General features: G+C 69.2%; 21 protein-coding genes and 3 tRNA genes. 12 read left to right on the top strand and 12 right to left on the bottom strand.

All coding sequences use genetic code 11. The features are described 5' to 3' along the window. Nucleotides 1-129 precede the first annotated feature (129 nt). The 6 genes from gyrA (at nt 130) to C4K88_RS12515 (ending at nt 4,761) form a co-directional block, all read left to right on the top strand. Nucleotides 130-2,799, top strand: coding sequence for a DNA gyrase subunit A (gene gyrA, locus C4K88_RS12535; protein WP_104121965.1), 2,670 nt, complete (start codon nt 130-132; stop codon nt 2,797-2,799). After that, nucleotides 2,796-3,326, top strand: a complete 531-nt coding sequence (locus C4K88_RS12530) for a DUF3566 domain-containing protein (protein ID WP_104121964.1) — start codon at nt 2,796-2,798, stop codon at nt 3,324-3,326. The genes gyrA and C4K88_RS12530 overlap by 4 nt, the downstream gene beginning before the upstream one ends. 87 nt (nt 3,327-3,413) lie before the next feature. After that, nucleotides 3,414-3,487 (top strand) — tRNA-Ile (locus C4K88_RS12525). 38 nt (nt 3,488-3,525) lie between these two features. Beyond that, nucleotides 3,526-3,642, top strand: a complete 117-nt coding sequence (locus C4K88_RS17800; protein ID WP_241521905.1) for a DLW-39 family protein — start codon at nt 3,526-3,528, stop codon at nt 3,640-3,642. Nucleotides 3,643-3,679: 37 nt separating this feature from the next. Beyond that, a tRNA-Ala gene (locus C4K88_RS12520) sits at nt 3,680-3,752 on the top strand. Between the two features lie 88 nt (nt 3,753-3,840). After that, complete coding sequence (locus C4K88_RS12515; protein WP_104121963.1) at nt 3,841-4,761, top strand: DMT family transporter; 921 nt, start codon at nt 3,841-3,843, stop codon at nt 4,759-4,761. Between the two features lie 99 nt (nt 4,762-4,860). Here C4K88_RS12515 and C4K88_RS12510 read toward each other — a convergent pair whose 3' ends face one another. Further along, a complete protein-coding gene (locus C4K88_RS12510; protein WP_104121962.1) occupies nt 4,861-5,826 on the bottom strand; it encodes a hypothetical protein in 966 nt (321 codons plus the stop codon). A 165-nt stretch (nt 5,827-5,991) separates the two neighbouring features. Between C4K88_RS12510 and C4K88_RS12505 the strand changes: the two genes are divergently transcribed. Continuing rightward, nucleotides 5,992-6,534: a peptidylprolyl isomerase gene (locus tag C4K88_RS12505; protein ID WP_104121961.1), complete on the top strand. Its 543-nt coding sequence runs from the start codon at nt 5,992-5,994 to the stop codon at nt 6,532-6,534. A 5-nt stretch (nt 6,535-6,539) separates the two neighbouring features. Continuing rightward, the gene (locus C4K88_RS12500) at nt 6,540-7,415 is read left to right on the top strand and encodes a rhomboid family intramembrane serine protease (protein ID WP_104121960.1); all 876 of its coding nucleotides are present in this window, start codon (nt 6,540-6,542) and stop codon (nt 7,413-7,415) included. 264 nt (nt 7,416-7,679) lie between these two features. Here the strand turns inward: C4K88_RS12500 and C4K88_RS12495 are convergent, their stop codons facing one another. Continuing rightward, on the bottom strand, nt 7,680-7,928 hold the full coding sequence (locus tag C4K88_RS12495; RefSeq protein WP_104121959.1) for a cell division protein CrgA: 249 nt from the start codon (nt 7,926-7,928) through the stop codon (nt 7,680-7,682). Nucleotides 7,929-8,106: 178 nt separating this feature from the next. Here C4K88_RS12495 and C4K88_RS12490 point away from each other — a divergent pair, with 178 nt between their 5' ends. From C4K88_RS12490 to C4K88_RS12485, 3 genes are read left to right on the top strand one after another with little or no spacing between them, the layout of a single operon-like run. Continuing rightward, on the top strand, nt 8,107-8,922 hold the full coding sequence (locus C4K88_RS12490) for a class E sortase (RefSeq protein WP_104121958.1): 816 nt from the start codon (nt 8,107-8,109) through the stop codon (nt 8,920-8,922). Between the two features lie 5 nt (nt 8,923-8,927). After that, complete coding sequence (locus tag C4K88_RS17420; protein WP_167399043.1) at nt 8,928-9,089, top strand: hypothetical protein; 162 nt, start codon at nt 8,928-8,930, stop codon at nt 9,087-9,089. 3 nt (nt 9,090-9,092) lie between these two features. Continuing rightward, nucleotides 9,093-9,737, top strand: a complete 645-nt coding sequence (locus C4K88_RS12485) for an aminodeoxychorismate/anthranilate synthase component II (RefSeq protein ID WP_104121957.1) — start codon at nt 9,093-9,095, stop codon at nt 9,735-9,737. Nucleotides 9,738-9,745: 8 nt separating this feature from the next. Here C4K88_RS12485 and pknB read toward each other — a convergent pair whose 3' ends face one another. The 7 genes from pknB to C4K88_RS12450 all read right to left on the bottom strand — a co-directional run bounded on the left by pknB (nt 9,746) and on the right by C4K88_RS12450 (nt 19,379). Continuing rightward, nucleotides 9,746-11,728, bottom strand: coding sequence for a Stk1 family PASTA domain-containing Ser/Thr kinase (gene pknB / locus C4K88_RS12480; RefSeq protein ID WP_438502353.1), 1,983 nt, complete (start codon nt 11,726-11,728; stop codon nt 9,746-9,748). 100 nt (nt 11,729-11,828) lie between these two features. Continuing rightward, nucleotides 11,829-13,694: a protein kinase domain-containing protein gene (locus C4K88_RS12475; RefSeq protein WP_104121955.1), complete on the bottom strand. Its 1,866-nt coding sequence runs from the start codon at nt 13,692-13,694 to the stop codon at nt 11,829-11,831. Then, entirely contained in the window at nt 13,691-15,133 is a 1,443-nt protein-coding gene (locus tag C4K88_RS12470) for a peptidoglycan D,D-transpeptidase FtsI family protein (RefSeq protein ID WP_104121954.1), read from the bottom strand. The genes C4K88_RS12475 and C4K88_RS12470 overlap by 4 nt, the downstream gene beginning before the upstream one ends. After that, on the bottom strand, nt 15,130-16,560 hold the full coding sequence (locus C4K88_RS12465) for an FtsW/RodA/SpoVE family cell cycle protein (RefSeq protein ID WP_104122233.1): 1,431 nt from the start codon (nt 16,558-16,560) through the stop codon (nt 15,130-15,132). The genes C4K88_RS12470 and C4K88_RS12465 overlap by 4 nt, the downstream gene beginning before the upstream one ends. Beyond that, on the bottom strand, nt 16,553-18,109 hold the full coding sequence (locus C4K88_RS12460; RefSeq protein WP_104122232.1) for a PP2C family protein-serine/threonine phosphatase: 1,557 nt from the start codon (nt 18,107-18,109) through the stop codon (nt 16,553-16,555). The genes C4K88_RS12465 and C4K88_RS12460 overlap by 8 nt, the downstream gene beginning before the upstream one ends. A 44-nt stretch (nt 18,110-18,153) precedes the next feature. Continuing rightward, nucleotides 18,154-18,642 (bottom strand): FHA domain-containing protein FhaB/FipA, encoded by a 489-nt coding sequence (locus C4K88_RS12455; RefSeq protein WP_104121953.1) that lies wholly within the window; start codon nt 18,640-18,642, stop codon nt 18,154-18,156. Continuing rightward, nucleotides 18,639-19,379: an FHA domain-containing protein gene (locus C4K88_RS12450; protein WP_104121952.1), complete on the bottom strand. Its 741-nt coding sequence runs from the start codon at nt 19,377-19,379 to the stop codon at nt 18,639-18,641. Before C4K88_RS12450 ends, C4K88_RS12455 begins: the two co-directional genes overlap by 4 nt. A gap of 317 nt (nt 19,380-19,696) precedes the next feature. Between C4K88_RS12450 and C4K88_RS12445 the strand changes: the two genes are divergently transcribed. Beyond that, nucleotides 19,697-19,779: transfer RNA gene (locus C4K88_RS12445), tRNA-Leu, on the top strand. Between the two features lie 95 nt (nt 19,780-19,874). On the opposite strand, the gene C4K88_RS12440 is transcribed toward C4K88_RS12445, so the two are convergent. From C4K88_RS12440 to imuA', 3 genes are read right to left on the bottom strand one after another with little or no spacing between them, the layout of a single operon-like run. Next, the gene (locus tag C4K88_RS12440) at nt 19,875-23,294 is read right to left on the bottom strand and encodes an error-prone DNA polymerase (RefSeq protein ID WP_104121951.1); all 3,420 of its coding nucleotides are present in this window, start codon (nt 23,292-23,294) and stop codon (nt 19,875-19,877) included. Further along, the gene (locus C4K88_RS12435) at nt 23,294-24,898 is read right to left on the bottom strand and encodes a DNA polymerase Y family protein (protein WP_104121950.1); all 1,605 of its coding nucleotides are present in this window, start codon (nt 24,896-24,898) and stop codon (nt 23,294-23,296) included. Before C4K88_RS12435 ends, C4K88_RS12440 begins: the two co-directional genes overlap by 1 nt. Further along, nucleotides 24,895-25,680, bottom strand: coding sequence for a DnaE2-dependent mutagenesis accessory factor ImuA' (gene imuA', locus C4K88_RS12430; protein ID WP_104121949.1), 786 nt, complete (start codon nt 25,678-25,680; stop codon nt 24,895-24,897). The genes C4K88_RS12435 and imuA' overlap by 4 nt, the downstream gene beginning before the upstream one ends. Nucleotides 25,681-25,684: the final 4 nt, after the last annotated feature.

The raw sequence follows: 25,684 nt of genomic DNA, 5'->3' as shown, positions 1-25,684 counted from the left end.
GCATTCTGCCGGCGCAACGAAATTCGCTCGTTCCTCGCGAATATTAAAGCGCCTACGCAGAACGCGGGGGCCACCCTTGTTCAGAGTCGCCTGTACTGCGGGGCAAAAAATGACGAACGGAACTGATTCATGAGTGACGACATCACCGGCAACGGATCGGACGAGCCCATCGAGGGTGAGGTCCTGACGGACCGCGTCGAGCAGGTCGACCTGCAGACGGAGATGCAGCGGTCCTACCTGGACTACGCGATGGCGGTCATCGTGGGCAGGGCCCTGCCCGACGTCCGCGACGGGCTGAAGCCCGTGCACCGGCGCGTGCTCTACGCGATGTTCGACGGCGGCTACCGGCCGGACCGTTCGTTCAACAAATGCGCCCGCGTGGTCGGTGAGGTCATGGGCCAGTACCACCCGCACGGTGACTCGGCGATCTACGACGCCCTGGTGCGCCTCATCCAGGACTGGACGATGCGCTACCCGCTGGCCCTCGGCCAGGGCAACTTCGGCTCACCCGGTAACGACGGCGCCGCGGCACCGCGATACACCGAGACGAAGATGGCGCCACTCGCCATGGAGATGGTGCGGGACATCGACGAGGAGACCGTCGACTTCCAGGACAACTACGACGGCAAGAACCAGGAACCGACGATCCTCCCGTCGCGCTTCCCGAACCTGCTCGTCAACGGCTCCTCCGGCATCGCCGTCGGAATGGCCACCAACATCCCGCCCCACAACCTGCGCGAAGTGGCCGACGGCGTGCAGTGGTACCTGGAGAACCCGGACGCCACGAAGGAGGAACTCCTCGAGGCGCTGATCGTGCGCATCAAGGGACCCGACTTCCCCACCGGCGCCCAGATCCTCGGACACAAGGGCATCGAGGACGCCTACCGGACGGGCCGGGGCTCCATCACCATGCGGGCCGTCGTCAACGTCGAGGAGATCCAGAACCGGACGTGCCTCGTCGTCACGGAGCTGCCCTACCAGGCCAACCCCGACAACCTCGCGATCAAGATCGCGGAGCTCGTCAAGGACGGCAAGGTCAGCGGCATCGCCGACCTCCGCGACGAGACGTCCGGCCGCACCGGCCAGCGCCTCGTGATCGTCCTGAAGCGCGACGCCGTCGCGAAGGTGGTCCTCAACAACCTGTACAAGCACACGCAGCTGCAGGACAACTTCAGTGCCAACATGCTGGCGATCGTCGACGACGTGCCCCGCACGCTCAGCCTCGACGCCTTCATCCGCCACTGGGTGACCCACCAGCTCGAGGTCATCGTGCGCCGCACGCGGTACCGGCTGCGGAAGGCGGAGGAGGAAGCGCACATCCTCCGCGGACTGCTGAAGGCCCTCGACGCCCTGGACGAGGTCATCGCGCTGATCCGCGCCTCGTCCACGACGGACCAGGCCCGGGACGGGCTCATGGAACTGCTCTCCATCGACGAGCTGCAGGCCACGGCCATCCTGAACATGCAGCTCCGGCGCCTTGCGGCCCTCGAGCGGCAGAAGATCCAGGACCGCCACGCCGAACTCGAGTCGATGATCACCGAGTTCAACCGCATCCTCGCCTCCGAGGACGTGCAGCGCGGCATCGTCAGCACCGAACTGGCGGACATCGTCGCCAAGTTCGGCGACGACCGCCGCACCGAGATCCTCATGGGCTACGACGGCGACATGAGCATGGAGGACCTCATCCCCGAGGAGGAGATGGTGGTCACCATCACCCGCGGCGGGTACGTCAAGCGCACCCGCAGCGACAACTACCGTCAGCAGGCGCGCGGCGGCAAGGGCATCCGGGGGGCGCAGCTGCGCGGCGACGACGTCGTCGAGCACTTCTTCGTCACGACCACCCATCACTGGCTCCTGTTCTTCACGAACCTGGGCCGGGTGTACCGCGCCAAGGCCTACGAACTGGTCGAGGCCGCACGGGACGCCAAGGGCCAGCACGTGGCGAACCTCCTGGCCTTCCAGCCCGACGAGACGATCGCGCAGGTCCTGGACCTGCGCGACTACCAGCAGTCGCCCTACCTGGTCCTCGCGACCAAGCGCGGCCTGGTGAAGAAGACGCGCCTCGAGGACTACGACACGAACCGCACCGCCGGCGTGATCGCGATCAACCTGCGCGACAACGACGAGCTCGTCTCCGCGCAGCTGGTCTCCGGCGACGACGACATCATGCTCGTCTCCCGGAAGGGGCAGTCGCTCCGGTTCACGGCCGACGACGACGCCCTGCGGCCCATGGGGCGCGCCACCTCCGGCGTCACCGGCATGAAGTTCCGCCCGGACGACGAGCTGCTGGCCGCGAACGTGGTCACGGACGATTCGTTCGTCTTCATCGTCACCGAGGGCGGCTTCGCGAAGCGGACCAGGGTGGACGACTACCGTGTACAGGGCCGTGGCGGGCTGGGCATCAAGGTCGCGAAACTGGCCGAGGAGCGCGGAGACCTCGTCGGCGCGCTCGTGGTCCAGGAGGAGGACGAGGTCCTCGTAGTCATGGGCGGCGGCAAGGTGGTGCGCTCGGCAGTGGCAGGAGTGCCCGCGAAGGGCCGCGACACCATGGGGGTCATCTTCGCCAAGCCCGACAAGACCGACCGCATCATCGCCGTCGCACGCAACAGTGAGCGCAGCGTCGCCGTCGAGGAGGGCCTCATCGAAGATCCCACCGAGGGTAGCCCGGATGTCGACTTGATGGGCACGCTCACCCCGCAAGAGGATCCTGCGGAGTTCACAGCCGATGAAGTACGGTTGTCGACAGAAGAAACGGCTGAGCCCGACGCTGAGTCGCCCGACAACGGAGGTAACGAGTGAGCTCGGCCAACACCAACCCGCGGTCGCCCAGCGGACAAGTGAAAGCGTCCGGGGCGCCGCGCGCCAACGCGCCGGCGCGTCCGCCGCAGCGTCCGGCGTCCGGTGGGCAGGCCGCCCGGCCGGCGCAGCGCCCCGGTCTCGTCAAGCCGGTTCCGAAGGCCAAGGCCCGCAAGGCGCGGCTGCTCGTCAGCAAGGTCGATCCGTGGTCGGTCCTGAAGATGTCGTTCCTGCTGTCCGTCGCGCTGGGGATTGTGACCGTCGTCGCCTCCTTCGTCATCTGGACCGTCCTGGACCTGACGGGCATCTTCGACGGCGTGAACGAACTGCTCCGCGAGATCGCGGGATCGGAGAGCGGCGGCTTCGACCTCCGCCAGTTCGCCTCCCTGCCGCAGGTACTCTCCTTCGCGACGATCATCGCCGTCGTGAACGTGGTGCTCCTGACCGCCCTGGCCATGCTCTCGGCCGTGCTGTACAACATCTCGTCCACGCTCGTCGGCGGTATCGGCGTCACGCTGACCGACGACTAGGAGACCGGCCCCTTCGGCGCCTCCCGGGCGATTTGAAGAATGCCGAGACACTACTGTAAAGTCGTGTCTCGGCCCGAAGAGGTATCGGGGCGTATAGCTCAGGCGGTTAGAGCGCTTCGCTGATAACGAAGAGGTCCCAGGTTCAAGTCCTGGTACGCCCACGGATCCACCACTCGCAGGGAACTGCAAGGAGACTGTCGTGAAGAAGTTGCTCGTCGCAGCAGCGGCTGCCGCAAGTGTCCTCGTGTACAAGCGGTGGAAGGATTCCGAGAAGAGCAAGAGCGTCTGGAGCAATGCGACGGACGAAGTAGCGTAGCTTCACCGGACGACGTCCACGGGATGCCGTCCAGTTCGGGGGCATGGCGCAATTGGTAGCGCACCTGCTTTGCAAGCAGGGGGTTCGGGGTTCGAGTCCCCGTGCCTCCACCGACGAGAAGTCCCGGCCACCGGCCGGGACTTCTTGCGTTGATGGGACCGATGCAGGCTCGCGCAACCCGTGCCCTACAGTTGCCGGGTGACCATCTTCCTCTCCGTCCTCGGCGTCATCGGGGTGTCGGCGTCCGGGCCGATCATGGCGGCCACCGCGGCGCCGGTCCTGGCCATCGCCTTCTGGCGCAACCTGCTCGGCGCCGTGCTGATGGGAGGGCCCGCGCTCGTGTCGAAGCGGGCCGAGTTCCTCGCCCTGACGAGCGCGGAGTACCGACGGCTCGGTATCGCGGCCGTAGCCCTCGCCCTCCATTTCGCGTGCTTCATCACCGCACTCAAGCTCACCTCTGTCGCGGCCGCGACCGCCCTCGTGTGCCTGCAGGTGGCCTGGATCGCCCTCTTCGACGCCCTGCTCGGGTCGCGGCCGCAGGCCTCGGTGGTGGCGGGGCTCGGCGTCGCCTTCGTGGGTGTCGTCATCATCACCGGGTTCGATCTCTCGCTCTCCGGGGAAGCACTCCTCGGCGATTTGTTGGCCCTGGCCGGCGGCGCCCTGGCCGCGGTCTACCAGATGGCGGGAGCCGCCGCTCGGCGCACCCTTTCGACGGGGACCTACACCACGCTCTGCTACGGCGCCTGCGCCGTGATCCTGGTGGCCCTGTGCGCCGCTACCCGACAGCCGATCGTCGGCTTCAGCCCCGCTGCGTGGGCCGGGATCCTCGCGGTGACGCTCTTGGCCCAGATCATGGGCCATTCGGTCTTCAATCACCTCCTGGCCGTCATGAGCCCCCTCGTCGTCTCCATGATCATCCTGCTGGAGATCCCCGGAGCGGCCATCCTCGCGGCGGTGTTCCTCGGCGAGCAGCTCCCCCTCGGAACCTATGGAGGGTTGGTCCTCATCCTGGTCGGGCTCGCCGTGGTGATCCGCGGTCAGCAGCGACGGAAAGCGCGCCGTTCGCCCGTCGACGAGGGGACGGCAGTAGCGCCCCCGCCCGCCCTGGGCGGCGAATAGTATTCAATCCCCGTGATATTCCGTTGCCGTGACATGACCGTTAACGGAAGAACCCCCGGCCGGTGGCCGGGGGTTCTTCCGTTGAGCAATGCTGCCGGATCAGACCGTGGGTCCGGGCTTGGGGTCGGAGGCCTTGGGGGCGTCCGACGGCTTGGCGGCCTGCTTCTTCGCCGCCTCCGTGGCATCCTTCGCCTTGTCCGCCACGGTCTGGGCGGCGTCCGCTGCCTTGTTCTTGCCCGCGTCCGCAGGGCCGGCCTTGGTGCCACCCTCTGACGCCGCGGCGCGATCGGCAGCGTCCTTGATGGACGTGACGACCTCCTTGGCTTCGCGGGTCTTCTCGCTGGACACCGGAGCAGGTGCCGGCTTGATCGGGGCCGGGGTCTTCCAGGGATCCTCGACCGGCTTGGAAGCCCGCCACACGGCGACGCCGGCCACGATCGCGCTGAGGACGATGCCGACGATCAGCCAGCCCTTGCCCTTGCTGCGCCGCTGGCTCTTCTTCAGATCCTTGGAGGCCTGCAGGGTGGCGGCCACCAGACGCTTCTGGGCTTTCTTGACCGCCTTCTTGTCACCGGTGACCCTGACCACGGCCTTCTCGACGGCGGGGGGAACATGCGCCGTGGCGAGGGACTTGGCCGCGGTGTCCGCCGCGTCGCCCAGCTTGGTGGACAGGGACGGCAGGTAGCCGTCGACCACCTTGACCTTCGCCGAATTCAGTGCGGGAGCCGCCTTGTCGAAGGTGCCCTGGATCTTCGGGGTGGTGTCGTCGATCACCTGGGTGATGCGGGGGCCGACCTTGTCGATGCCGTCCTGGATCTTCGGGGCGACGACGGCGATACCGCCGGCGATGCCACCGGAGATTCCCTCCGAGGCCTTCCGGACGGTGTCCTGCAGGGCGGGGCCGGCGGTCTCGACGCCTTTCTCCCAGCGCGGCTTGGCCCACCCGTAGGCGGCATCGACGCGTGGGGCGGCCCATTCGCGGGCGGCGGCCAGTCCGGCAGCAGCTGCCAGTCCGAGTGCGACGCCTTCTTCGAGTTCGTGGGTTGAGCGTGCGTTCTTCTTCACAAAAACCTCCAAGGGGGGTGGTTACTCGTTTTGATCAGCCTACGTTGCATGGGCAGAGGGTGCTATCCGGCGGGCGCAGGGATACCTCGCGATGCTGCCGTTTCACTGTGCGCGGAATGGCCCCGCCCCAGCTTATTGTCAGATGCCGCGTGGAAGAATGGCCTGATGACTGCTATCCCGACAGCAAAAGCGACCATCCACACCACCCAGGGCGACATCGAGGTGAACCTCTTCGGCAACCATGCGCCGAAGACGGTCAAGAACTTCGTGGGCCTCGCGACCGGCGAGATCGCCTGGACCCACCCGCAGACCGGCGAAGAGAGCAACGCTCCCCTCTACAACGGGACGATCTTCCACCGCATCATCAAGGACTTCATGATCCAGGGCGGGGATCCCCTCGGCCAGGGCACCGGCGGCCCAGGGTACAAGTTCGACGACGAGATCAACCCGGACCTCTCCTTCAAGGAGCCGTACAAGCTGGCGATGGCGAACGCCGGCCTGCAGGGCGGCCGCGGCACCAACGGCTCGCAGTTCTTCATCACCTCCGTGCCCACCACCTGGCTGCAGGGGAAGCACACCATCTTCGGCGACGTCACCGACGAGAAGTCGCGTGAGGTGGTCGAGAAGCTGAACGCCATCGCGACGGACATGCGGGACAAGCCCCTCGAGGACGTCGTCATCAACAGCATCACCGTGGAACAGCTCTAACCCAGATGTCCTACGGTGTCCCCGCGCCCGACGCCGGCGGCCAAGCGGCCCCGGTCTGCCCGCGGCATCCCGATCGCATCAGCTATGTGAGATGCCAGCGGTGCGGCCGGCCGGCGTGCCCCGAGTGCCAGAGGCCCGCCGCGGTCGGGTTCCAGTGCGTGGACTGTGTACGCGAGCAGGCCGCGAACGCTCCGGTCCACCGGAACGCGTTCGGCGGCGTCGTGCGCGGGGGTACCTGCGTGGTGACCTACACGCTGATGGGCATCTGCGGGGTGCTCTTCCTGTTGCAGCTGGTGCTGCCCGGGGTCACCAACGCCTTCATCTACGCGCCGGTCTTCACCGCCGGCGTGGAGGGGGTGGTTCCGGCCGAGCCCTGGCGCATGCTGACGGCGGCGTTCCTCCACTCGCCGACCTCCTACCTGCACATCGCCTTCAACATGTATGCGCTGTTCATCCTGGGGAAGGTGCTGGAACCTGCGCTGGGACGGGCGAGGTTCCTCGCCCTGTACCTGATCTCGGCCCTCGGCGGCTCGGTCGGCGTCCTGCTGCTGTCCGGCAGCCCCGGTCAGGGCGTCGTCGGCGCTTCCGGCGCGGTCTTCGGATTGTTCGGAGCCCTCTTCATCGTCCAGCGGAAGCGGGGAGGGGACGTCCGGCAGATCGTGGTCCTGATCGCGATCAACGCGGCACTGGGATTCTTCGTGCCGTCGATCGCCTGGCAGGCCCACCTGGGCGGGCTCGTGGCCGGTGCTGCGTGCGCTGCAGTGATCGCCTATGTGCCCCGCGGCCCCCGGCAGGCACAACTCCAATGGCTGGGGCTCGGCGCCGTCGTCGTCCTCCTCGTCCTGCTGACCCTGCTGGGAGTCTCGCTCCTGCCGTTCTAGCGGGGCGCTTCGACGGAACATCCACAGGGAAGGCCGGTGCGTAGGCACCGGCCTTCCCTGCGTTGTCCACACCCTTTATCCACAGGGGGGATAACTTACACACATGTAATTCCACAGCTGTGGATAAGCGCTACCCCGGGATTTCGAGCGTTCCCGTGGATCATCAACAAGTCTGTACACATCTGTGGATAACTTTCTGCACAGCGTGTGTACAGCGGGGAAAACGCCTCGCACAGGACGGCGTGGGCACGCTCGACCGTCCGCCTAGCGCCAGCGCGTCGTCATGAGGAACCCGACGATCGCGATCCCGAATCCGGCCAGGATGTTCCAGGAACCCCATGCCTCGACCGGGAAGCGGGACTCCGAGATGTAGAAGGTGATGATCCACAGCAGCCCGATGATCATCAGGCCGAACATGACGGGCTTGTACCAGGCGGGGTTCGGCTTCGGCTGCGAGGACTTCACGGCGGGAGCGGCGGACCTGGCTCTCTTGCGGGGCTTGGACTCGGGCACGGTTTCTCCTCGGCTGGGCGCGGCTGTGATCAGCCGCGCCGGTGGTCGTACCGGCCGCCGTCGAGCGCCCAGACCCGCAGGCTATCCTGAAGGAGAACAACGTCCGGCGGCCCGGTTATCCCCATGATTCTAGCCAAGAACCGTCCGATACCCGTGCAACCCCAGGGCAGGAGCGGCAGTGGCCAGGTCAGTCGTCGACGCCGGACCGCGCCTCCCTGAGGGCGGGGAGCGTCCCGGGCGCCGCCGTCGGACGCCGTTCCAGCTGGTGGCCCAGGTGCTCGGCGAACTGCTGATCACCGCGGGGGTGATCCTCCTGCTGTTCGTGGGCTGGGAACTCTGGTGGACCAACATCGACTCCGGGATCCGGCAGGAGCAGGCGCTCGAGGAATTCTTCTCCGAGGCGCCCTCCATCGTGGAGGTCCCCGCGCCCCCGGCGCAGGGCGAGAGCCCGACCACCCCCGAGGATTTCGGTGCCCCTGCAGTCCTCCCACAGGTTGACCTCACCGGGACGTTCGCCGCCGTCTACATCCCCCGCTTCGGCGAGGACTATTCGCGACCGGTCACCTCGGGCGTGGGTTCCGACGTCCTCGACAACCTCGGGCTGGGGCACTATCCCAGGACGGGCGCCCCGGGTGCCGTCGGGAACTTCGCCCTCGCCGGGCACCGCCAGACCCACGGGCAGGTCCTCGACCAGATCCACACGCTGGTACCGGGCGACAGGATCTACGTCCAGACCCGGGAGGGCTACTACACGTACGTCTTCCGCAACACGGAGATCGTGCTGCCCGAGCGCGCGGACGTACTCGCCCCGGTCCCCACGGACCCCGGGGCGGAGCCCGTGGACCGGATCCTCACCCTGACGAGCTGCAATCCGAGATTCGGTGCGCAGGAGCGTATTATTGCTTACTCGGCGCTGGAGTCCTGGCGTCCCTCGGACGCCGGGCCCCCGTCCGAGATCGCAGAGCAGGTAGCCCGCGCGGCAGGACAGGGATAGGCATCATGTACGGATGGATCTTCCGTTCCCTCCCGGGACCGCGGTGGCTGCGCATCATCCTCTCCCTGCTCCTGGCCCTCGGGTGCGTCGCGGTGCTGATGCTCTTCGTGTTTCCCTGGGTCTCCCAGTTCAACCCGCTCACCGATTCAACGATTGGCTCCCCCTAGCTCATGGCTGACACCACCAGAATCCTCGTCGTCGACAACTACGACAGCTTCGTCTACACGCTGGTCGGCTACCTGCAGGAACTCGGTGCCGAGACGACCGTGGTCCGCAACGACGACCTCACGCTCGCCGAAGTGCAGGAGATGGCGGCCTCCCGCGACGGCGTCCTGATCTCGCCCGGCCCGGGTACACCCGCGGACGCGGGCGTGTGCGTCGACCTGATCCGGTGGTGCGGCGAGAACGCCAAGCCCATGCTCGGGGTCTGCCTCGGCCACCAGGCACTCGCCGAGGCCTACGGCGGGACCGTCACCCACGCGCCCGAACTGATGCACGGCAAGACCTCCCTCGTGGAACACGACGCCACCAGCGTGTTCGCGGGGCTCCCCTCGCCGGTGACGGCGACGCGCTACCACTCGCTCGCGGCCGTCAGCGACGACGTTCCGGCCGAGCTCACGGTCACAGCGCGCACGGCCAGTGGCATCATCATGGGCCTCGAACACCGGAGTGCGCCGTTGTGCGGCGTCCAGTTCCACCCCGAATCGGTCCTGACCGAGGGCGGGTACCGGATGCTCGGCAACTGGCTCGAGTCCCTGGGCCTCGACGGTGCAGCGGCCCTGTCCGAAGGACTCAGCCCGCTCATCGCCCGCTAGTCGTCCTGCTAGTCGTCGCCCTCCGTGGGCCGCGGCTCCGACTGCTCCCCGGTCGGTCGGTCGGTCGGTTCGTCGGTCGATTCCTCGGAGGGTTCCTCGGTGGGTTCCTCGGCCGGTTCGTCCGTCGGTTCGTCGGTCGGCTCTTGGGAGGGTTCGTCGGTCGGTTCCTGGGAGGGTTCCTCGCTCGGTTCCTGCGTCGGGTCCTCGGTCGGCTCCGGGGTGGGCTTCGGGCTGGGTGCGGCCGGCGCCTTCGCCACGGTGAGGACGATCTCCGTCCCCTGGGCTATCTCGGACTGCGCCGGCTCCGACTGCGCCGTGATGATCCCGGGCCGGACGACACTGTTCTCCACCTCGAGGACACGGAAGGGCAGCTGTACCGCCGGATCCTCGAGCAGGGCCCGCGCCTGCTCGACCGTGAGTTCCGTGAGGAGGGGGACCGTCACCCTGCCGCTGGAGAGCACGAGGTCCACCGCGCTGCCGACCGGCACGGACTGTCCGGCCTGCGGCCTCGTGGTGATGACACGCCCCTGCGCGACGGTGGCGCTGTTCTCCTCGGTCACGTCGCCGCCCTTCAGCCGCAGGTCCTCGAGCGCATCCCGCGCCGAGGACTCCGTGAGGCCGGCGAGGGATTCGGGCAGCACCACATTGGCCGGGCCCCGCGAGACCGTGATGTTCACCCGGGAATCCGGTTCCACCGCCGCACCCGCCGACGGGTCCGACGCGATGACGTCCCCGGCATCCACGGACGCGTTGAACTCCTCGTCCGTGGAGGGAATGAGGCCCGCATCCACGATGGCGTTCCTCGCCTCGGCTTCCGGCATGCCGACGAGGTCGGGAACCTCCACCGTCGCCACGTCCTCGACGGCCCGGCTGTTCACGGAGTCGACGACGAAGTAGCCGGCTGTGAGCACGATCAGCACCGCGACGAAGAACACGGTGATCCATGCCGCCCGGGAGGCCCGGCGCCGCCGTTCGTCCTGCTCGTCCCGTTCGCTCCTGTCCTGCAGGACATCAAGTCGGTCGTCGGGGTCCTCGGGTGGGTGGTCCGGGTCCGGCTGGTCGCCCACGACCCGGTCCATGGCGCGCGTGTCCGGTCCGCCGGACGCCGTCGCGTCCATGACCGGTCCGACGCCTGCGGGGTATGGCTGTGACGCCGTGACATCGATCGCCTCGGTGGCGTCACTCACCGACGCAGCGTGCACCACGCCGCGTCCGGCGTCGAGCAGCGCCCTCCGGAAGGCGCCCGCGTCCTCGAACCGGTGCTCGCGGTCCTTCTGCAGCGCCCTGGCGAGCACGGAGTCGAGCGCCGGTGTCACATCGGGGTTGAGGCTGCTCGCGACAGGGGGTGCTTCGCGCACGTGCTGGTAGGCGACCGAGACAGGGCTGTCACCGATGAAGGGTGGCCGGCCGGTGAGCAGCTCGAACAGCAGGCAGCCCGCCGAGTACAGGTCGCTCCGTGCGTCGACGGATTCGCCGCGGGCCTGCTCGGGTGAGAGGTACTGTGCGGTCCCCAGCACGGCCTGCGTCTGAGTCATGGTGGCCTGTGAGTCGGCGATGGCGCGGGCGATGCCGAAATCCATCACCTTGACGGCACCGGCGGGTGTGATCATCACGTTGGCGGGTTTGATGTCACGGTGGATGATGCCCGCCCGATGGCTGTACTCGAGGGCACCGAGGACACCCGCGAGGTAGGTGACGCTGTCCTCGGGGGTGAGGTCGCCGGCTTTGACGTGGTCGCGGAGGGTGAACCCCTCCACGTACTCCATCACGATGAACGGGACCCGCACCTCGTGCTGCGGCCGGTCGGGGATATCCTCCTCGCCCGTGTCGTACACCGCCACGATGTTCGGGTTGTTGAGCCCGGCCACGGCCTGGGCTTCCCGCCGGAATCTCGCCTGGAAGAGCGGATCCCGCGCCAGGTCGGCGCGCAGCACCTTGATGGCGACCGAACGGCCGAGACGGAGGTCGACGCCGCGGTACACGTCGGCCATGCCGCCGCGGCCGATCAGCTCACGAACCTCGTAGCGCCCGTTCAGGATGCGCTCGGTGGTTGTCACGTCGCATCCTTCCCGCGCCGTCTCGGGTTGCCGATCACGGCCCGGACGTGGCTGTCGGCGTCGGAGTCGGCGTCGTGAGCGCCTGCCGCGCCACCTGTGTCGGCGGCGGTGCTGCCGCCTGGGTCGCGGGTGTCTGGGTCGCGGGCGCCTCGGGTGTCGGCGCCTCGGTTGTCGGAGCCGGGGTCGTGGGCGCCTGCGTCGGAGGAGGGCCGGAGGAGACGATGTAGCTCACTTGGCTGCCGGCCGCCACCTCGGCGCCGGGCCCGGGGTCCGTTCGCAGGACCGTCCCCTCGGGTTCTGCCGATTCCTCGCTGCCGGCGTTCACCGGCCGCAGGCCGAGATCCACGAGGGAGGCCTGGACCTCGGTCTCGGTGCGCCCCTGCAGACCGGCCGGAATGGTGACCTGCTCCGGTCCCGACGAGACGGTGAGCGTGATGGTCTCCCCCGGGCTCAGTGCACCCACCGGAGCGACGTCGATCACGAGTCCTTCGGCGTACTCGGCGGACGACTCCCGCTCGGACTCGACCCGGAAGCCGAGGCCGCCGAGTTCCGCCGACACCTCCGCCTCGGGCCGGCCGAGGTACTGGCTCGGGGTGATGACCACCTCGTCGGCCGCCGTTGTGCTCGGGGACGGGGTGGGCGAGGGCGTCGTGGGCGACGGCGAGGGCGCGCGGGACGTCGTCGGCGCCGGGCTCGTGGACGCGCTCGTCTGCGCCGGCGCAGGGTCCGCGCTACCGCTCAGCAGCGGCTGCAGGACCAGGAAGGCGATGGCGCCGAGGGCCAGCAGGAGAAGCACGATCAGCGGGATCAGCCAGGGGCTCCGGCGGTTGTCGTCCTCCGCGCGGACCGGTCCGGCCGGCGCGGGCGTATCGAGGTCGTCGTCCGACCAGTTCCGCGATGCCGCGATCCCGGCTGCCGCACCGGCCGCAGCGGGTGCGGCGACCGTGGGCAGCGCCGACGTCGACGGTGCGGGCACCATCGTCGTCGCCTGCGTGTCCTGACGCGGGATCGCCGCGGTCGCGCTGTCCGAATCCGCGGCGAAGGACAGCAGGCCAGGGACGGCCGCCTCGGCGGCGCGGAGGTCACCGGCGCGGATGGCGTCGACGGCGCGCGCGAGGGATTCGGCGTCGCGGGGCCGCTCCGCGGGATCCTTGGCCAGCATGGAGCCGATGAGCCCCCGGACCGGACGCGGGATGGACTGCGGGAGCGGGGGCGGGGCGTCGTTGACCTGCGCGAGGGCGATCGCGATCTGCGACTCGCCGGAGAACGGGCGCCGTCCGGCCAGCAGTTCGTACCCGATCACGCCGAGGGCGTAGATGTCGGACGAGCCGGTGGCCGGCTGGCCGGTCGCCTGCTCCGGCGCGAGGTACTGCGCCGTCCCCATGACCTGCCCGGTCGCGGTCAGCGGCACCTGGTCGGCCAGCCGGGCGATGCCGAAGTCCGTGATCTTGACGCGGCTGTCCGGCATCACGAGGATGTTGCCCGGCTTCACGTCGCGGTGCACCAGACCCTGGCGGTGCGCGACGGCGAGGGCCGTGGCGGTCTGCCCGATGATCGAGAGCGTGCGGTCGGGGGAGAGGACCTGCTCCTTCTCGATGACGGCCGAGAGTGGCTGCCCGGGCACGAGCTCCATCACGAGGTACGCGGATCCGCCTTCCTCGCCGTAGTCGAAGACGTTCGCGATGCCCTCGTGGTTCAGCAGCGCCGTATGGCGTGCCTCGGCCCGGAAGCGGTTGAGGAACGCGGGATCACCCGAGTACTCCTCCTTGAGGATCTTGATCGCGACGACGCGCCCGAGGATCTGGTCGCGGGCCTTCCACACCTCGCCCATCCCGCCGATGGCGATCCGCTCGGTCAGTTCGAACCTGCCGCCCAGGGTGATGCCTGACGTGGGCCTCATCTGTTCAACACCGCCTCTATGAGTCGCTTGGCACTGGGTGAGGTCAACTGCTGACCAGTGGGGATGTCCACGTTCTCCATCACGATCGAAAGGGCTACCTGGGGGTCGTCCGCGGGCGCGAAGCCCGTGAACCATGCGTTGTCGCCGGTCTCGGAGACCTCGGCGGTTCCTGTCTTGCCGGCCACCCGGACACCGGGCACCTGGGCGCCCGTCGCCGTGCCGTTGTCCACCACGTTGACCATCCATTCCGTGAGCTGGTCCGCGGTGTCCCCGCTGACCGACTGGCGCAGCGACTCCGGCTCGGGCTCGTCGATGAGTTCGAGGTCCGCGGCGCGCACGGACTTCACGAGCTGCGGCTTCATCTGCTGGCCGTCGTTCGCGATGGCCGCGGAGACCATCGCCATCTGGAGGGGCGTCACGCGCGTGTCGAACTGCCCGACGGCGGACTGCGCCAACTGGTCGGCGGACAGGTCCGAGGGGAAGACACTTGCGACGACGTCGGTGGGGATGGTCATCCTCTCGCCGAAGCCGAACTTCGCGGCCTGCTCCGCGATGGCCTCCTCGCCGAGGTCCAGGGCGATCTGCGCAAAGGGCGTGTTGCACGACTGCTCCAGCGCGAACTCGAGGTCCGCCGTCGTCCTGCTCGCACAGTTGCCCGTGACGTAGTTCGGGAGGGTGTAGTCGAGTCCGGGGAATTCGAGGGCCGGAGGATTCGGGATCTCCGACTCGGCGTCGTACTCCCCGGACTCCAGGGCGGCCGCGGCGTCGATGAGCTTGAAGACGGATCCGGGCGAGACGAGGGACTCGGTGGCCGGGTTCGAGTAGATCGACAGGCCCGGCTGCTCGGAGAGCAGCGCCGCGTTCTCCGCGATGACCGCCGTGTCGTGTCCCGAGAGGAGATTGGGGTCGTAGGAGGGCTTCGAGACCATCGCGAGGATGTTGCCGGTGGAGGGTTCCATGACCACGATCGAGCCGCGCTGACCGTCGGGGATGAGATCGGAGGCGAGCTGCTGGATCTGCGGGTCGATCGTGAGCTCGATGGAGGCACCCTGCGGATCGACGCCGGAGAACAGGGTCACCAGGCGATCGTAGAACAGGGAACTGCTGGTCCCCGCCAGGATCTCCGCTTCCGCCTTCTCGAGTTGGGACGAGCCGAGGGAGAGCGAGTAGTACCCGCTGAGGTGCGCGTACAGTTCCGGCTCGTTGTACACGCGCTGGTAGTTGAACTGGTCGTTCGAGGGCACGGACTCGGCGATGGCGCGGCCGTCCACGATGATCGCCCCGCGTTGCCGGCCGAAGTCCTGGTACAGCTGCCGGCTGTTCCACGGGTTGGCCTTGAGTTCCTGCGCCTGGAAGAACTGCACGTAGGTGAGGGAGCCGAGGACGAGGGCGAACATGCTGATCGCCACGACCCACGCCCTGCGGATGGCCTGATTCATCGGGTAGCCACCTTCGTGGTCCGTTTCTTCATGGGTTTGCCGTTGACTCCGACGGCCGCGGGGAACGAGTCCTTCATGGGCGTCGTCGGAGCCGGGCGGCGTGCGGTCTCGGAGATGAGCAGGATCAGGGCCACGATGAGCCAGTTCGCCAGCAGGGACGAGCCGCCGGCCGACATGAACGGCGTGGTGAGTCCCGTGAGGGGGATCAGGCGCGTGATGCCGCCGATGACCACGAAGCACTGCAGGGCGATGGTGAAGGAGAGGCCGCAGGCGAGGAGCTTGCCGAACCCGTCCTTCGTGCCGAGGGCTGCCCGGATACCCCGGGAGACCAGGAGCACGTAGAGCATCACGACGGCGACGACGCCGATGAGTCCCAGCTCCTCCCCCAGCGCTGCGATGATCATGTCGCTGTTGGCGTACGTGACGAGGTCGGGACGTCCCGCCCCGAGGCCCGTGCCGGCGAGGCCGCCGTTGGCCAGGCCGAACAGGCCCTGCACCACCTGGTGGCTGCCGCCCGGCACGCGGTCGTAGACGTCCGGGGAGAAGGCGTTGAGCCAGGAGTCGAACCGCAGGGCGACGTGGCTGAACAGCTCGAGGGCCACGAAGATGCCCACGCCGATCATCGCCAGGCCGATCAGCACCCAGCTGACACGGCTCGTCGCCACGTAGATCATGACCATGAACAGGCCGAAGAAGAGGATGGACGAGCCGAGGTCCCGCTGGAAGATCAGGACGCCGATGCTCACGAGCCAGGCGGCCGCCATGGGCGCGAGGTCCCTGAAACGGGGGAACTGGAGCGGGCCGATCTTCTTGCCCGCCAGCAGGATGAGGTCACGGTTCGTCGAGAGATACCCCGCGAAGAAGATGGCGAGGGTGATCTTCGCGATCTCGCCCGGCTGGAAGGTGCCGATCCCCACCGAGATCCAGATCCGCGCCCCGTTGATCTCCAGCCCGATCGGGGCCGGGGCCAGCGGCAGCAGGAGGAGGACGGCGCTGACGATCAGCGAGATGTAGGTGAACCGACGCAGCAGCCGGTGGTCCCGCAGCAGGATCAGCAGCGCGGCGGCGGCGCCCATCGCGACGGCCGTCCACATGACTTGCTGTGACGCGACGGGGGCGAAGTCCGGGTTGGACTGCATGGCCGACAGATCGAGCCGGTGGATCATGGCCAGGCCCAGCCCGTTCAGGGCCACCACGATCGGAAGGATGAGCGGATCGGCATACTTCGCCCGGACGCGCAGGACGATATGCAGGAACAGGCTCATGAGGGTGAGGGTCAGCCCCTGCGTCCAGAAGAACTCACTGAAGGCCTCCTCGCGGTCTATGCCCGCCAGGTAGCTGGCACTGATGGCGACGGCCAGGGCGAGGACGAGCAGGAGCAGCTCGACGTTGCGCCGCGACCTGGGCGCGGTCAGGACATCACTCATCTGCTGCACCAACACATTCGACGGCGGGGGAGGACAGGGCGGGGAACGACACGCCGGGGGAGGGTGCGGCCTGCGGCGACGGGGGAGCGGAGGACGGCGTGCCTGTCGGCGTGGCCGACGACGACGGTCGTGGCGCTGCCGTGCCGGAGGGCGCCGGGCTGCCGGCCGGGGCACTGCTGGTCGGGCTCGGCGATCCGGAGGCCGTCGGGGCCGGCACCGGGTCACAGCTGACGGCGCGCAGTTCACCGCGCAGGTCACCGACGATCCGCTGCGCCTCCTCCAGGCTCGCGGCTGGAAGCGTGTTCGACAGCCGGGACCTCTGGTACTCGGGCAGGTTGGACACGGGGATGTCCGTCACCTCGTACAGCTCGCTGAGGCTGATCGGTCCGATCCGCTGGGGAACGCCCGTGTAGATCGCGACCCGGTTCTCGGAGTCCGTCACGTAGTAGCGCGTCTGGGTCCACGTGTAGCCCAGGCCGACGACGGCGATCAGGATGAGCGTCATGAGGGCGAGGATCGCCGGCACGAACCAGCGCTTCTTCGTCGACGGTGCCTCCTCCTCGGGGTCCTCCGCCACCTCCGGCTCCGCTTTGTGGGTCAGCATCATCGCTGCGCGCCGTTCCGTGGACCGCTGGGTCACGATCGGGATCTGGCCCGTCTCGGTCGCGAGCGCCGCGGATCCCACGAGCACGTGGGGCCTCGTCAGCAGGTCCTGGCGGATGATGTCGGCGCGGATCGCCGCCCCGGGGAGGTCACCGTTCCCGTCGATCTCGTGGGAGGCCGCATCGGGGTCGGCCGGCGTGTCGCGTTCCCCGGCCGCCTGCCGCGCGGGCGGGATGGACGACGGCGGCGACGCGTCGTCGTCGTCCGCTTCGATGACCTCGACGACGGCGACGGTGATGTTGTCCGGGGAGCCGCCCGCGAGGGTCAGTTCGACGAGGGTGTCGACGCATTCGCGGATGCTTCCCGACTCGCGCATGACCTGTTCCACCGCGCGGTCCTGGAGGACGGCGTTCAGGCCGTCCGAGCAGAGCAGCCAGCGTTCGCCGGGGTCGGCGTCGAAGTGTGCGAGGTCGAGTTCCGGGCTTGCGTCGACGTCGCCGAGGACCCTCATGAGGACGTTCTTGTGGGGGTGGGTCTCCGCCTCTTCGGGCCTGAGCCGCCCCTCCTCGATGAGGCGCTGGACGAACGTGTGATCCGTGGTGATCTGCTCGAAGACGCCGTCCTTGAGGCGGTAGGCGCGGGAGTCGCCGATGTGGGCGAGCTGCAGGGTGCTGTCCTCGAGCAGGATCGCCGTGACCGTGGTGCCCATACCGGCGAGCTGCGGGTTGGTGGCGACGAGTTCGGACAGGAGTGAGTTCGCGGTCTGGATCTCGTCGGCCAGGTGCGTCCCGGCGTCGCCGTCGTGCGCCCCGTGATCGAGGTGGACCAGGTCGAGGACGGTGGACGCGGAGGCGACATTGCCGCCGGCGTGGCCACCCATGCCGTCGGCGACGACGGCCAGGTAGCGGCCCACGTACGCGGAGTCGTCGTTTTTTGCCCGCACCATGCCCACGTCGGAGCGGGCGGCGAACCTCAGGGCGAGCCGCACGCCTACGGCCTCAATTCGATGACCGTCTTACCGATCCTGATGGGGACATTCGGTTCGACGGGCAGCGCACGCGTCAGCTGGGCCCCGGCCAGGTAGGTGCCGTTCGTGGACCCGAGATCCTCGATGAACCAGCGGCTGCCCTGCGGGAAGAGGCGGGCGTGACGGCCCGAGGCGTAGTCGTCGTCGAGCACCAGGGTGGCCTCCTGGGCGCGGCCGAGGAGGATGGGGCTCGCGGCGAGGTCGAGGTTGGTGCCGGCGAGGGGTCCCTCCGTCACGACCAGCCGGCGGGCGGCAGCGCGGGCGGGGGGCGGTTCCTCCATGAGCTCGGGGTTCCTGCGGATCTCGCGCGCCGTGGGTGCGCCCACCCGGTTGCGGCGGCCCACCGCGAGATCGCGGCGCAGGGCGCCGACGGTACTGAGGACGAGGACCCACAGCAGGATCAGGAACCCGAAGCGGAACAGGGTGACGGTGAGCTCTCCGGCCTCGCTCATCGGTGACCCGCCCCGTCCTGGGTGGCCAGGAGGCGGAACGTCATGCGTGAGCGTCCCATGGTGATCATGGAGCCGTCGGTGAGTTCCGCCTGCCCGACGACCCGCTGCCCGTTGACGTAGCTGCCGTTGGTGGACCCGAGATCGACGGCGTAGATCCGGCCGCCCTGCGCCCGGATCTCGAGGTGGCGCCGGGAGACCCCGGTGTCGTCGACGAGGATGTCCGCGTCCGAGGAGCGTCCGAGGACGATGGAACCGGAGTTGAGGGAGTACCGCTGTCCGTCCATCTCGAGGATCGGCTGGTAGCGCGTGGGCTGGCGACGGGGCGGCAGGGGCGCCGCCGGACCGGGGGAGCGCGGCGCGGCAGCCTGCTTCTCGATGGAGGAATCGATCTCGAAGACCCCCGCCTTGAGCGCGGGATCGTGCTCGAAGTAGACGCGCACGGGCCCCTGCAGGCTGTACTGCTGGCTGTTCACGTGGGCGATGACGACGTCGCAGAGTTCCTCGGCGAGGGCCGACCCCCACTGCTGGGCGAGCTCGAAGTCCGAATCGGACAGGCGGGCGGCGAAGACGTTGGGTGCGAGGGTGCGGCCCTGGGCGAGGACGAGGGAGCGGTTGTCCAGTTCCTTGCGGAGGGCGCTGGCGATCTCGAGGGGCTGCACCTGGGAGCGGGACCCCGTGGTGAAGGCTCCGCGGACCAGTTTTTCGAGTCCGCGCTCCACGTTGTCGAGAATGCCCATCGTCCGCCTCCTCCCCCTGTCGCACAGGTGTCCGGGCCCCGGTCAGCAGGGTGCTGAGGGGTGTGGCCCGGCCATGGTCGTGGGATCGTCCAGCCGGGCATGTTCCCTCCGATACTACTGGGAGCCCCTGCCAATGGGCTCCAAGCCGTCGCGTCGAGGATTACTTTGTCCTAACGATCATCCGTCCTCCCGGCCCGTCGCGGAGCGCCGGCGAACCCGCCCCGGGAGGCTGTTTAGGTAATTGCCGCAGGGCTCCGTTATGCTTGTCTCTGCTGTTCACAACACCTGCCGGGTGCAGATGTTGGAATCTCGAAATTGCGCGAGTGGCGGAACGGCAGACGCGCTGGCTTCAGGTGCCAGTATCCGAAAGGGTGTGGGGGTTCAAATCCCCCCTCGCGCACAGATGGACACACGGAAGGGCTCCCGCCCAGCGGGGGCCCTTTCCTGTTCCCGGGCCCGCCCCCTGTCCCCGGCTCGTCAGCTGTCCCCGGCTCGTCAGCGGAAATCGCGGGACCTGGTGGTCGCCCTGAGCTGCAGGACCTCGATGCGGTCCGCGACGACGTTGACGACCCCCTCCTCGGACCGTTCGAGGATGCCCCGGACGATGACGCTGCTCGCCTCCCGGGCCACGCGGCGGTAGCGCTGCCACACCCCTACGGAGCAGATGACGTTCACCAGTCCCGTCTCGTCCTCCAGGTTCATGAAGGTGATCCCGCTCGCCGTCGCCGGCCGTTGCCGGTGTGTCACGACGCCCGCCACCTCGATCCGACGGCCGGACTCGGCGGTCCTGAGTTCCTGCGCCGTCAGGGCTCCCCGGCGCTTCAACCTGGCCCGGGCATGGCGCACGGGGTGGTCGTCGGGGGTGATGCCCGTCGACCACAGGTCGGAGCCCACCGTGTCGATGTCCGAGAGCTCGGGCATCAGGGGCGGCTGGATGTAGACGGCCGTGCCCCTGATCTGGCCCTCGCGCTCGGTCGACGCCGGCCCGGCGTTCCACAGTGCCTCCCGGCGGCTGAGGCCCAGGGAGTCGAACGCACCGGACGCCGCGAGGGCTTCGAGCTGGCCCGCGTTGGCGCCCGTGCGGCGCGCTAGGTCCGGCATGTCCTCGTAGGGCCCGTTGCGGTCCCGCTCGTCGACGATCCTCTCGGCGAGTTTCACGCCGACGGAGTCGACGCCGGCGAGCCCGAGCCGTACGGCGTAGTTGCCGTCGCGGCGGTGGGGCGTCGCGTCGAACGGCGTGTCCCGGTCGAAGTAGCCGACCGGCGGCTGCTCGTCCTCCGTGCAGCAGTCCCTGCCGGTGGTGCGCGCCGACGGATCACCGGCAGGCTCGTAGCCCTCGAGCGGTTCGAGGTCGGCGTGCACCCCGGAGTGCAGGATGTCGGGCCGCAGGACCACGGCCCCGTGCCGCCGGGCGTCGGCCACGAGGGTCTGCGGCGAGTAGAACCCCATGGGCTGGGCCCGCAGGAGGGCGGCGAGGAAGGCCCCGGGGTAGTGCAGGCGCAGCCAGGCGCTGACGTAGACCAGCAGGGCGAAGCTGATCGAGTGGCTCTCCGCGAACCCGAAGTTCGCGAAGGCGTGGATCTTGTCGTAGATGGTGTCCGCGACGTCGCCGGTGATCCCGTTGGCGGCCATGCCCTCGTACAGGGTGGCCTTGAGGGAGTCGATCCGTTCCTCGCCGCGCTTGGATCCCATGGCGCGGCGCAGGAGGTCGGCGTCCGCCCCGGAGCAGCCGCCCACCACCATCGCCATCTGCATGAGCTGTTCCTGGAACAGGGGAATGCCGAGGGTCCGTTCGAGGACCGGTTCGAGGTCGGGGTGGAGGTACCGGACCTCCTCCTCGCCCATCTTCCGTTTGATGTACGGGTGCACGGCCCCGCCCTGGATCGGTCCGGGCCGCACGAGGGCCACCTCGATGACGAGGTCGTAGAACTGCCGGGGCTGCAGCCGGGGGAGCATGCCCATCTGGGCGCGGCTCTCCACCTGGAAGACGCCCACCGAGTCGGCGAAGCACAGCATGTCGTACACGCCCTGCTCCTCCTTGGGGATGGTGTGCAGCTCCCACTTCTCCCCGAGATGCCGCTCCACGAGGTCGAAGTTGTACTGGATCGCCGCGAGGATGCCCAGGCCCAGCAGGTCGAACTTCACCAGGCCCATCCAGGCGCAGTCGTCCTTGTCCCACTGCAGGACCGTCCGCCCCTCCATCCGTCCATGCTCGATCGGGCATACTTCTCCTACGGGCCGGTCGGTGAGCACCATCCCGCCCGAGTGGATCCCCAGATGGCGGGGGAACGTCAGGATCTCCTGGGCCAGGTCCACCACGGAGTCCGGGATGTCGTGATCGCTGCTGGAGACCAGTCCGCCCCACCGCTCGATCTGCCGTGACCAGGCGTCCTGCTGGCCGGGGCTGTGGCCGAGGGCCTTCGCCATGTCACGGACGGCGAACTTGGGCCGGTAGGTGATGACATTGGCCACCTGGGCGGCATTGAAGCGCCCGTACTTCCGGTAGACGTACTGGATGACCTCCTCACGGCGGTCCGAGTCGAAGTCGACGTCGATGTCCGGCTCCTCGTCGCGCAGGCTCGAGAGGAAGCGCTCGAAGGGGAGCCGGTACTTGATGGAATCGACGGCGGTGATCTCCAGCAGGTAGCAGACCGCGGAGTTGGCGGCCGATCCCCGGCCCTGGCACAGGATGCCGTTGCGGCGCGCATAGTGGACCAGGTCGTGGACGATCAGGAAGTAGCCCGGGAAGTTCTTGCTCTCGATGACGTCCAGTTCCCGCTCGATGCGGTCCTGGACATCGGTCCGCCCCCCGTAGAGCTTGTCGGCCCCCCGCCGGACGAGTTCGCGGAGATAGCTCATCTGGGTGTGGCCCTCGGGCAGGTCGATGGTCGGCAGCCCGGGCCGGACGCTGCGCAGGGTGAAGGAGAGATCCGCGGCGATGTCCACCGTGCGCTCCACCGCCCCGGGGTAGTTCGTAAAGCGCCGGGCCATCTCCGCACCGCTACGCAGATGGGCGGCGCCGGCCGAGGGGAGCCAGCCGTCCATCTGGTCCAGGCTCCGGCGGGCCCGGACCGCGGCCAGGGCGGAGGCGAGCCGGTGCTGCTTCGGGGTCGCGTAGTGCACGTTGTTGGTCGCCACGATGGGCAGCCCCATGCGGGCCGCGACGGCGCTCAGGGCATCGTTGTGCGCGGTGTCCAGCGGGTTCCCCTGGTCGATGAGCTCGACGGCGACCGACTCCCGGCCGAACAGGTCGACGAGCCCCCGGAGTTCTGCTTCGGCCGCGGGTTCACCCCCGGCCACGAGCGCCGAGCGGACCGCGCCCTTCCGGCACCCCGTGAGGATCATCCAGTGGCCGGCGGCGTGGGCCGCGAGGCGCTCGAGATCGTAGCGGGGCTTGCCCTTCTCGGCGTCCGCTGCGAGCTGGGCCTCGGTGATGGCCGTGGACAGGCGGTGGTAGCCGGCCGATCCGCGGGCGAGGACCAGCAGGTGCCGGCCTTCCGGATCCGCCTCCCCGTTCTGCGGCCTGGACAGGCCGAGCGAGAGTTCCGTGCCGTACACGGTGGAGATCCCCGGGTACTTCTCGGCGGCCTCCGCGAAGCGCACCGCGCCGTACAGGCCGTCGTGGTCGGTGAGCGCCACGCCGGTGAGCCCGAGCCGCTGGGCCTCCTCGGCGAGATGCTCGGGGCTGGAGGCGCCGTCGAGGAAACTGAAGTTGGAGTGGACATGCAGCTCCGCGTACGGCACCACGGGCCCCTCGGGGGCCGGCACGTCGGCGGGCGCGGTGTAGGGCTGCCGCTTGCGCGACCAGGCGGGGCTGTCGCCGCCGTCGGCCCCGCGGGGTGGAGCGCCGGGCCTGGTCCCGGAGAGATTCCGTTCGAAGTCGGACCACGGGATGGGAGGGTTGTTCCAGCCCATCAGTCGTAGCTCGCCTCGACCCACCAGGCGTGGTCCTCGAGCAGCAGCAGCCAGGCCGAGCCCGAGTGGTCGACCAGCTGGAAGCGGTTGAGGACGCGCCCCGCCGGATCCCACCAGCGTTCGTCGATCGGCCAGGGGCCGGCCCAGGAGTGGACGGCCCGCCGCTCGTCCTGGGGTCCGGCGCTGAAGAAGGAGGGATCGGCGGTCATCAGGCCCCGGGGATCGACGTCCACCGGGAGGCCCCGCGAATCGACGACGACGGCGGGCACGGGGTCGGCGAACACCGTGGCCGGTGCCGGGCCGGGCAGGCGGCCGGGCCAGGGCTGCGTGCGGTCGCGGACCCGTGCCGCCGCCGATTGCGCCTGGCCGGTCGGTGCGTCTCCCCAGGGGATGAGGACCCGGCGGTCCGCGAGGAGCCGACCCCCGGCGATGATCCCGGTCAGGACGGCGCCGTGGCCCAGCATGCTCTGGACGCGGGCCAGCCCGTGGTGGATCCCCTCGTCCGGTCCCGTCCCCCACAGGCCGTCCGCGTGGTCGGCGAGGTCCTCGACGGTCTCGGGCACGATGTGCACCCGGGTGATGCCGGAGGTCAGGCCGTGGTCCGACGCGTTGGTGCCCTGGAGCTGCCAGCGGACGCGGTCCACGACGTCGTCGGCGTCGAACCAGCGCGGGTGCCGCCACCGGCGCTCGGACACCTCACCGGACTCCGTGTGCAGGCGGATCTGCAGCGCCGTGCACACCAGTCCGGCCTCCCGCAGCCCGTCGACGAACTCGCCGGCCCGGGTGCGGAACGCGAAGGCCAGCTGGTCGATGCGGGCGAGGGGTGGCTCGAAATCCGCGATGGCGTCGTGGTGCGGTGGGGGTGTCCGGGCGACGACGTCCCGGTGGTCGAGTCCGCTCGCCCGGCGGTGCGCGAGGGCGCCCTCGACACCGAAGCGGTTGCGGACGTCGGAGGCACTGAGGGCTGCGAAGTCCGCCAGGGAGCGGATGCCGAGGCGCTTGAGCAGCACGGTGAGCTTCGGCTGCTCGAGGATGTCCAGGGGGTAGCTGCCGAGGAAGTCCGGCGAGCCACCCTCCGGGATGATCACCAGCTGCTCGACGTCGTCGTCCAGTTCGTCGGTGGCCCTCGCGGCCTGTTCGGCTGCGAACAGGCCGTCCGCGATGCCGATCCGCAGATCGGTGAGGCCGAGGGCGGCGAAGGTTTGGAAGACGACCCCCGCCGCTCCGTGCTCGCCGCGGTAGTAGCGCGCGGGGCCGGTGATCCGAACGGCGCACAGCCCGGGGCGGAGAACCTGGACGCCGGGCATGATCGTCTCCACGGCCGCGGTCACCGGTTCGAAGGTGCGCTCGTCCAGGGACGGGTCGTACGGGAGGGACACGAGTCCGGTACAGCGGGCCTGGGCCTCCCGGATGCGCAGCCCCCTCTTCACGCCGTCCTGCCGTGCTGCGGGGGAGCACGCGAAGACCTCCCCCCGGTCCACGAGGACGAAGGCCGCGTCGGCCGGCAGCGCATGCTCACCCAGGGCCGCTGTGATGGGCCAGTCGGGGAACCAGAGCATCATGGTCCGGGTGGCCGTCCCTGCAGCCGGCGGTGGGGGGGTCATGAGGACTTCGCCAGCTGGGGTTCGAACAGGGACGCCGGGCCGGCGGAGGGTCGGGGAGGGGTGGTGAGCGTCTCCCGGGTGGTGCCCTGCAGGTCCGCCAGCCCCACGTAGGCGTGGCGGAGCCGCCCCGAGGGCTGGGTCGCGGTGATCTTCATGCGCTGGGCCCGCAGATGGCCCGATCCGGATCCGAGGCCCTCCCAGGCGCTCTCCGCCACGCCGAGCGTGGAGTCGCTCTGCTTTCCGTTGCCGAGGGTGATGAGTGCCGCTCCGCGCTGCCGGAGGCGTGCCCTGAGGCGGGCCCATTCCGTGGGCGCCAGGTGGTCCGGGGCGCGGGTCAGGATGATGGAGACGACGTCCACGAGGGCCGCCGTGACCGTGAGCCACTGGGAGCCGGGGTCGGGGACCAGGATGAGGCGTTCCAGGTTGATGCCGAAGCCCTGGGCTGCCTCCACGCTGAAGTCCGGCATGCCGATGACGCTGCACCACGCGCCGGTCGAGGAGGGGCCGGCGAGCAGGGCCATGGCCAGGGTGGTGGAGTTGCGGACGGTGTAGGACCCTCCCGACTGGAGGCCCCCGCCCGGCAGGATGTGCGCCAGGGCCGGAACCGTGGGCAGGCACCGGGAGTCCAGCGTGCTGGCCTGCATGCTGTTGATGCGGGCCTGGAGGTCGAGGGTGATGTCCCCTGTCGATGTTCCGCGCCGGCCGGCTGCCCCGGGACGTGACGCCCCGGCATCGGGGAAGGGCTCGGCCCGGTCGAGGGCGGAGCCGGCAGCTGGAGGCATCACT

This window comes from Arthrobacter pityocampae (assembly GCF_002927275.1).
GTDB classification, from domain to species: Bacteria; Actinomycetota; Actinomycetes; order Actinomycetales; family Micrococcaceae; genus Arthrobacter_D; species Arthrobacter_D pityocampae.
The sequence above is the reverse complement of the archived record's forward strand: the minus strand, read 5'-3'. Positions and strand labels throughout refer to the sequence as shown.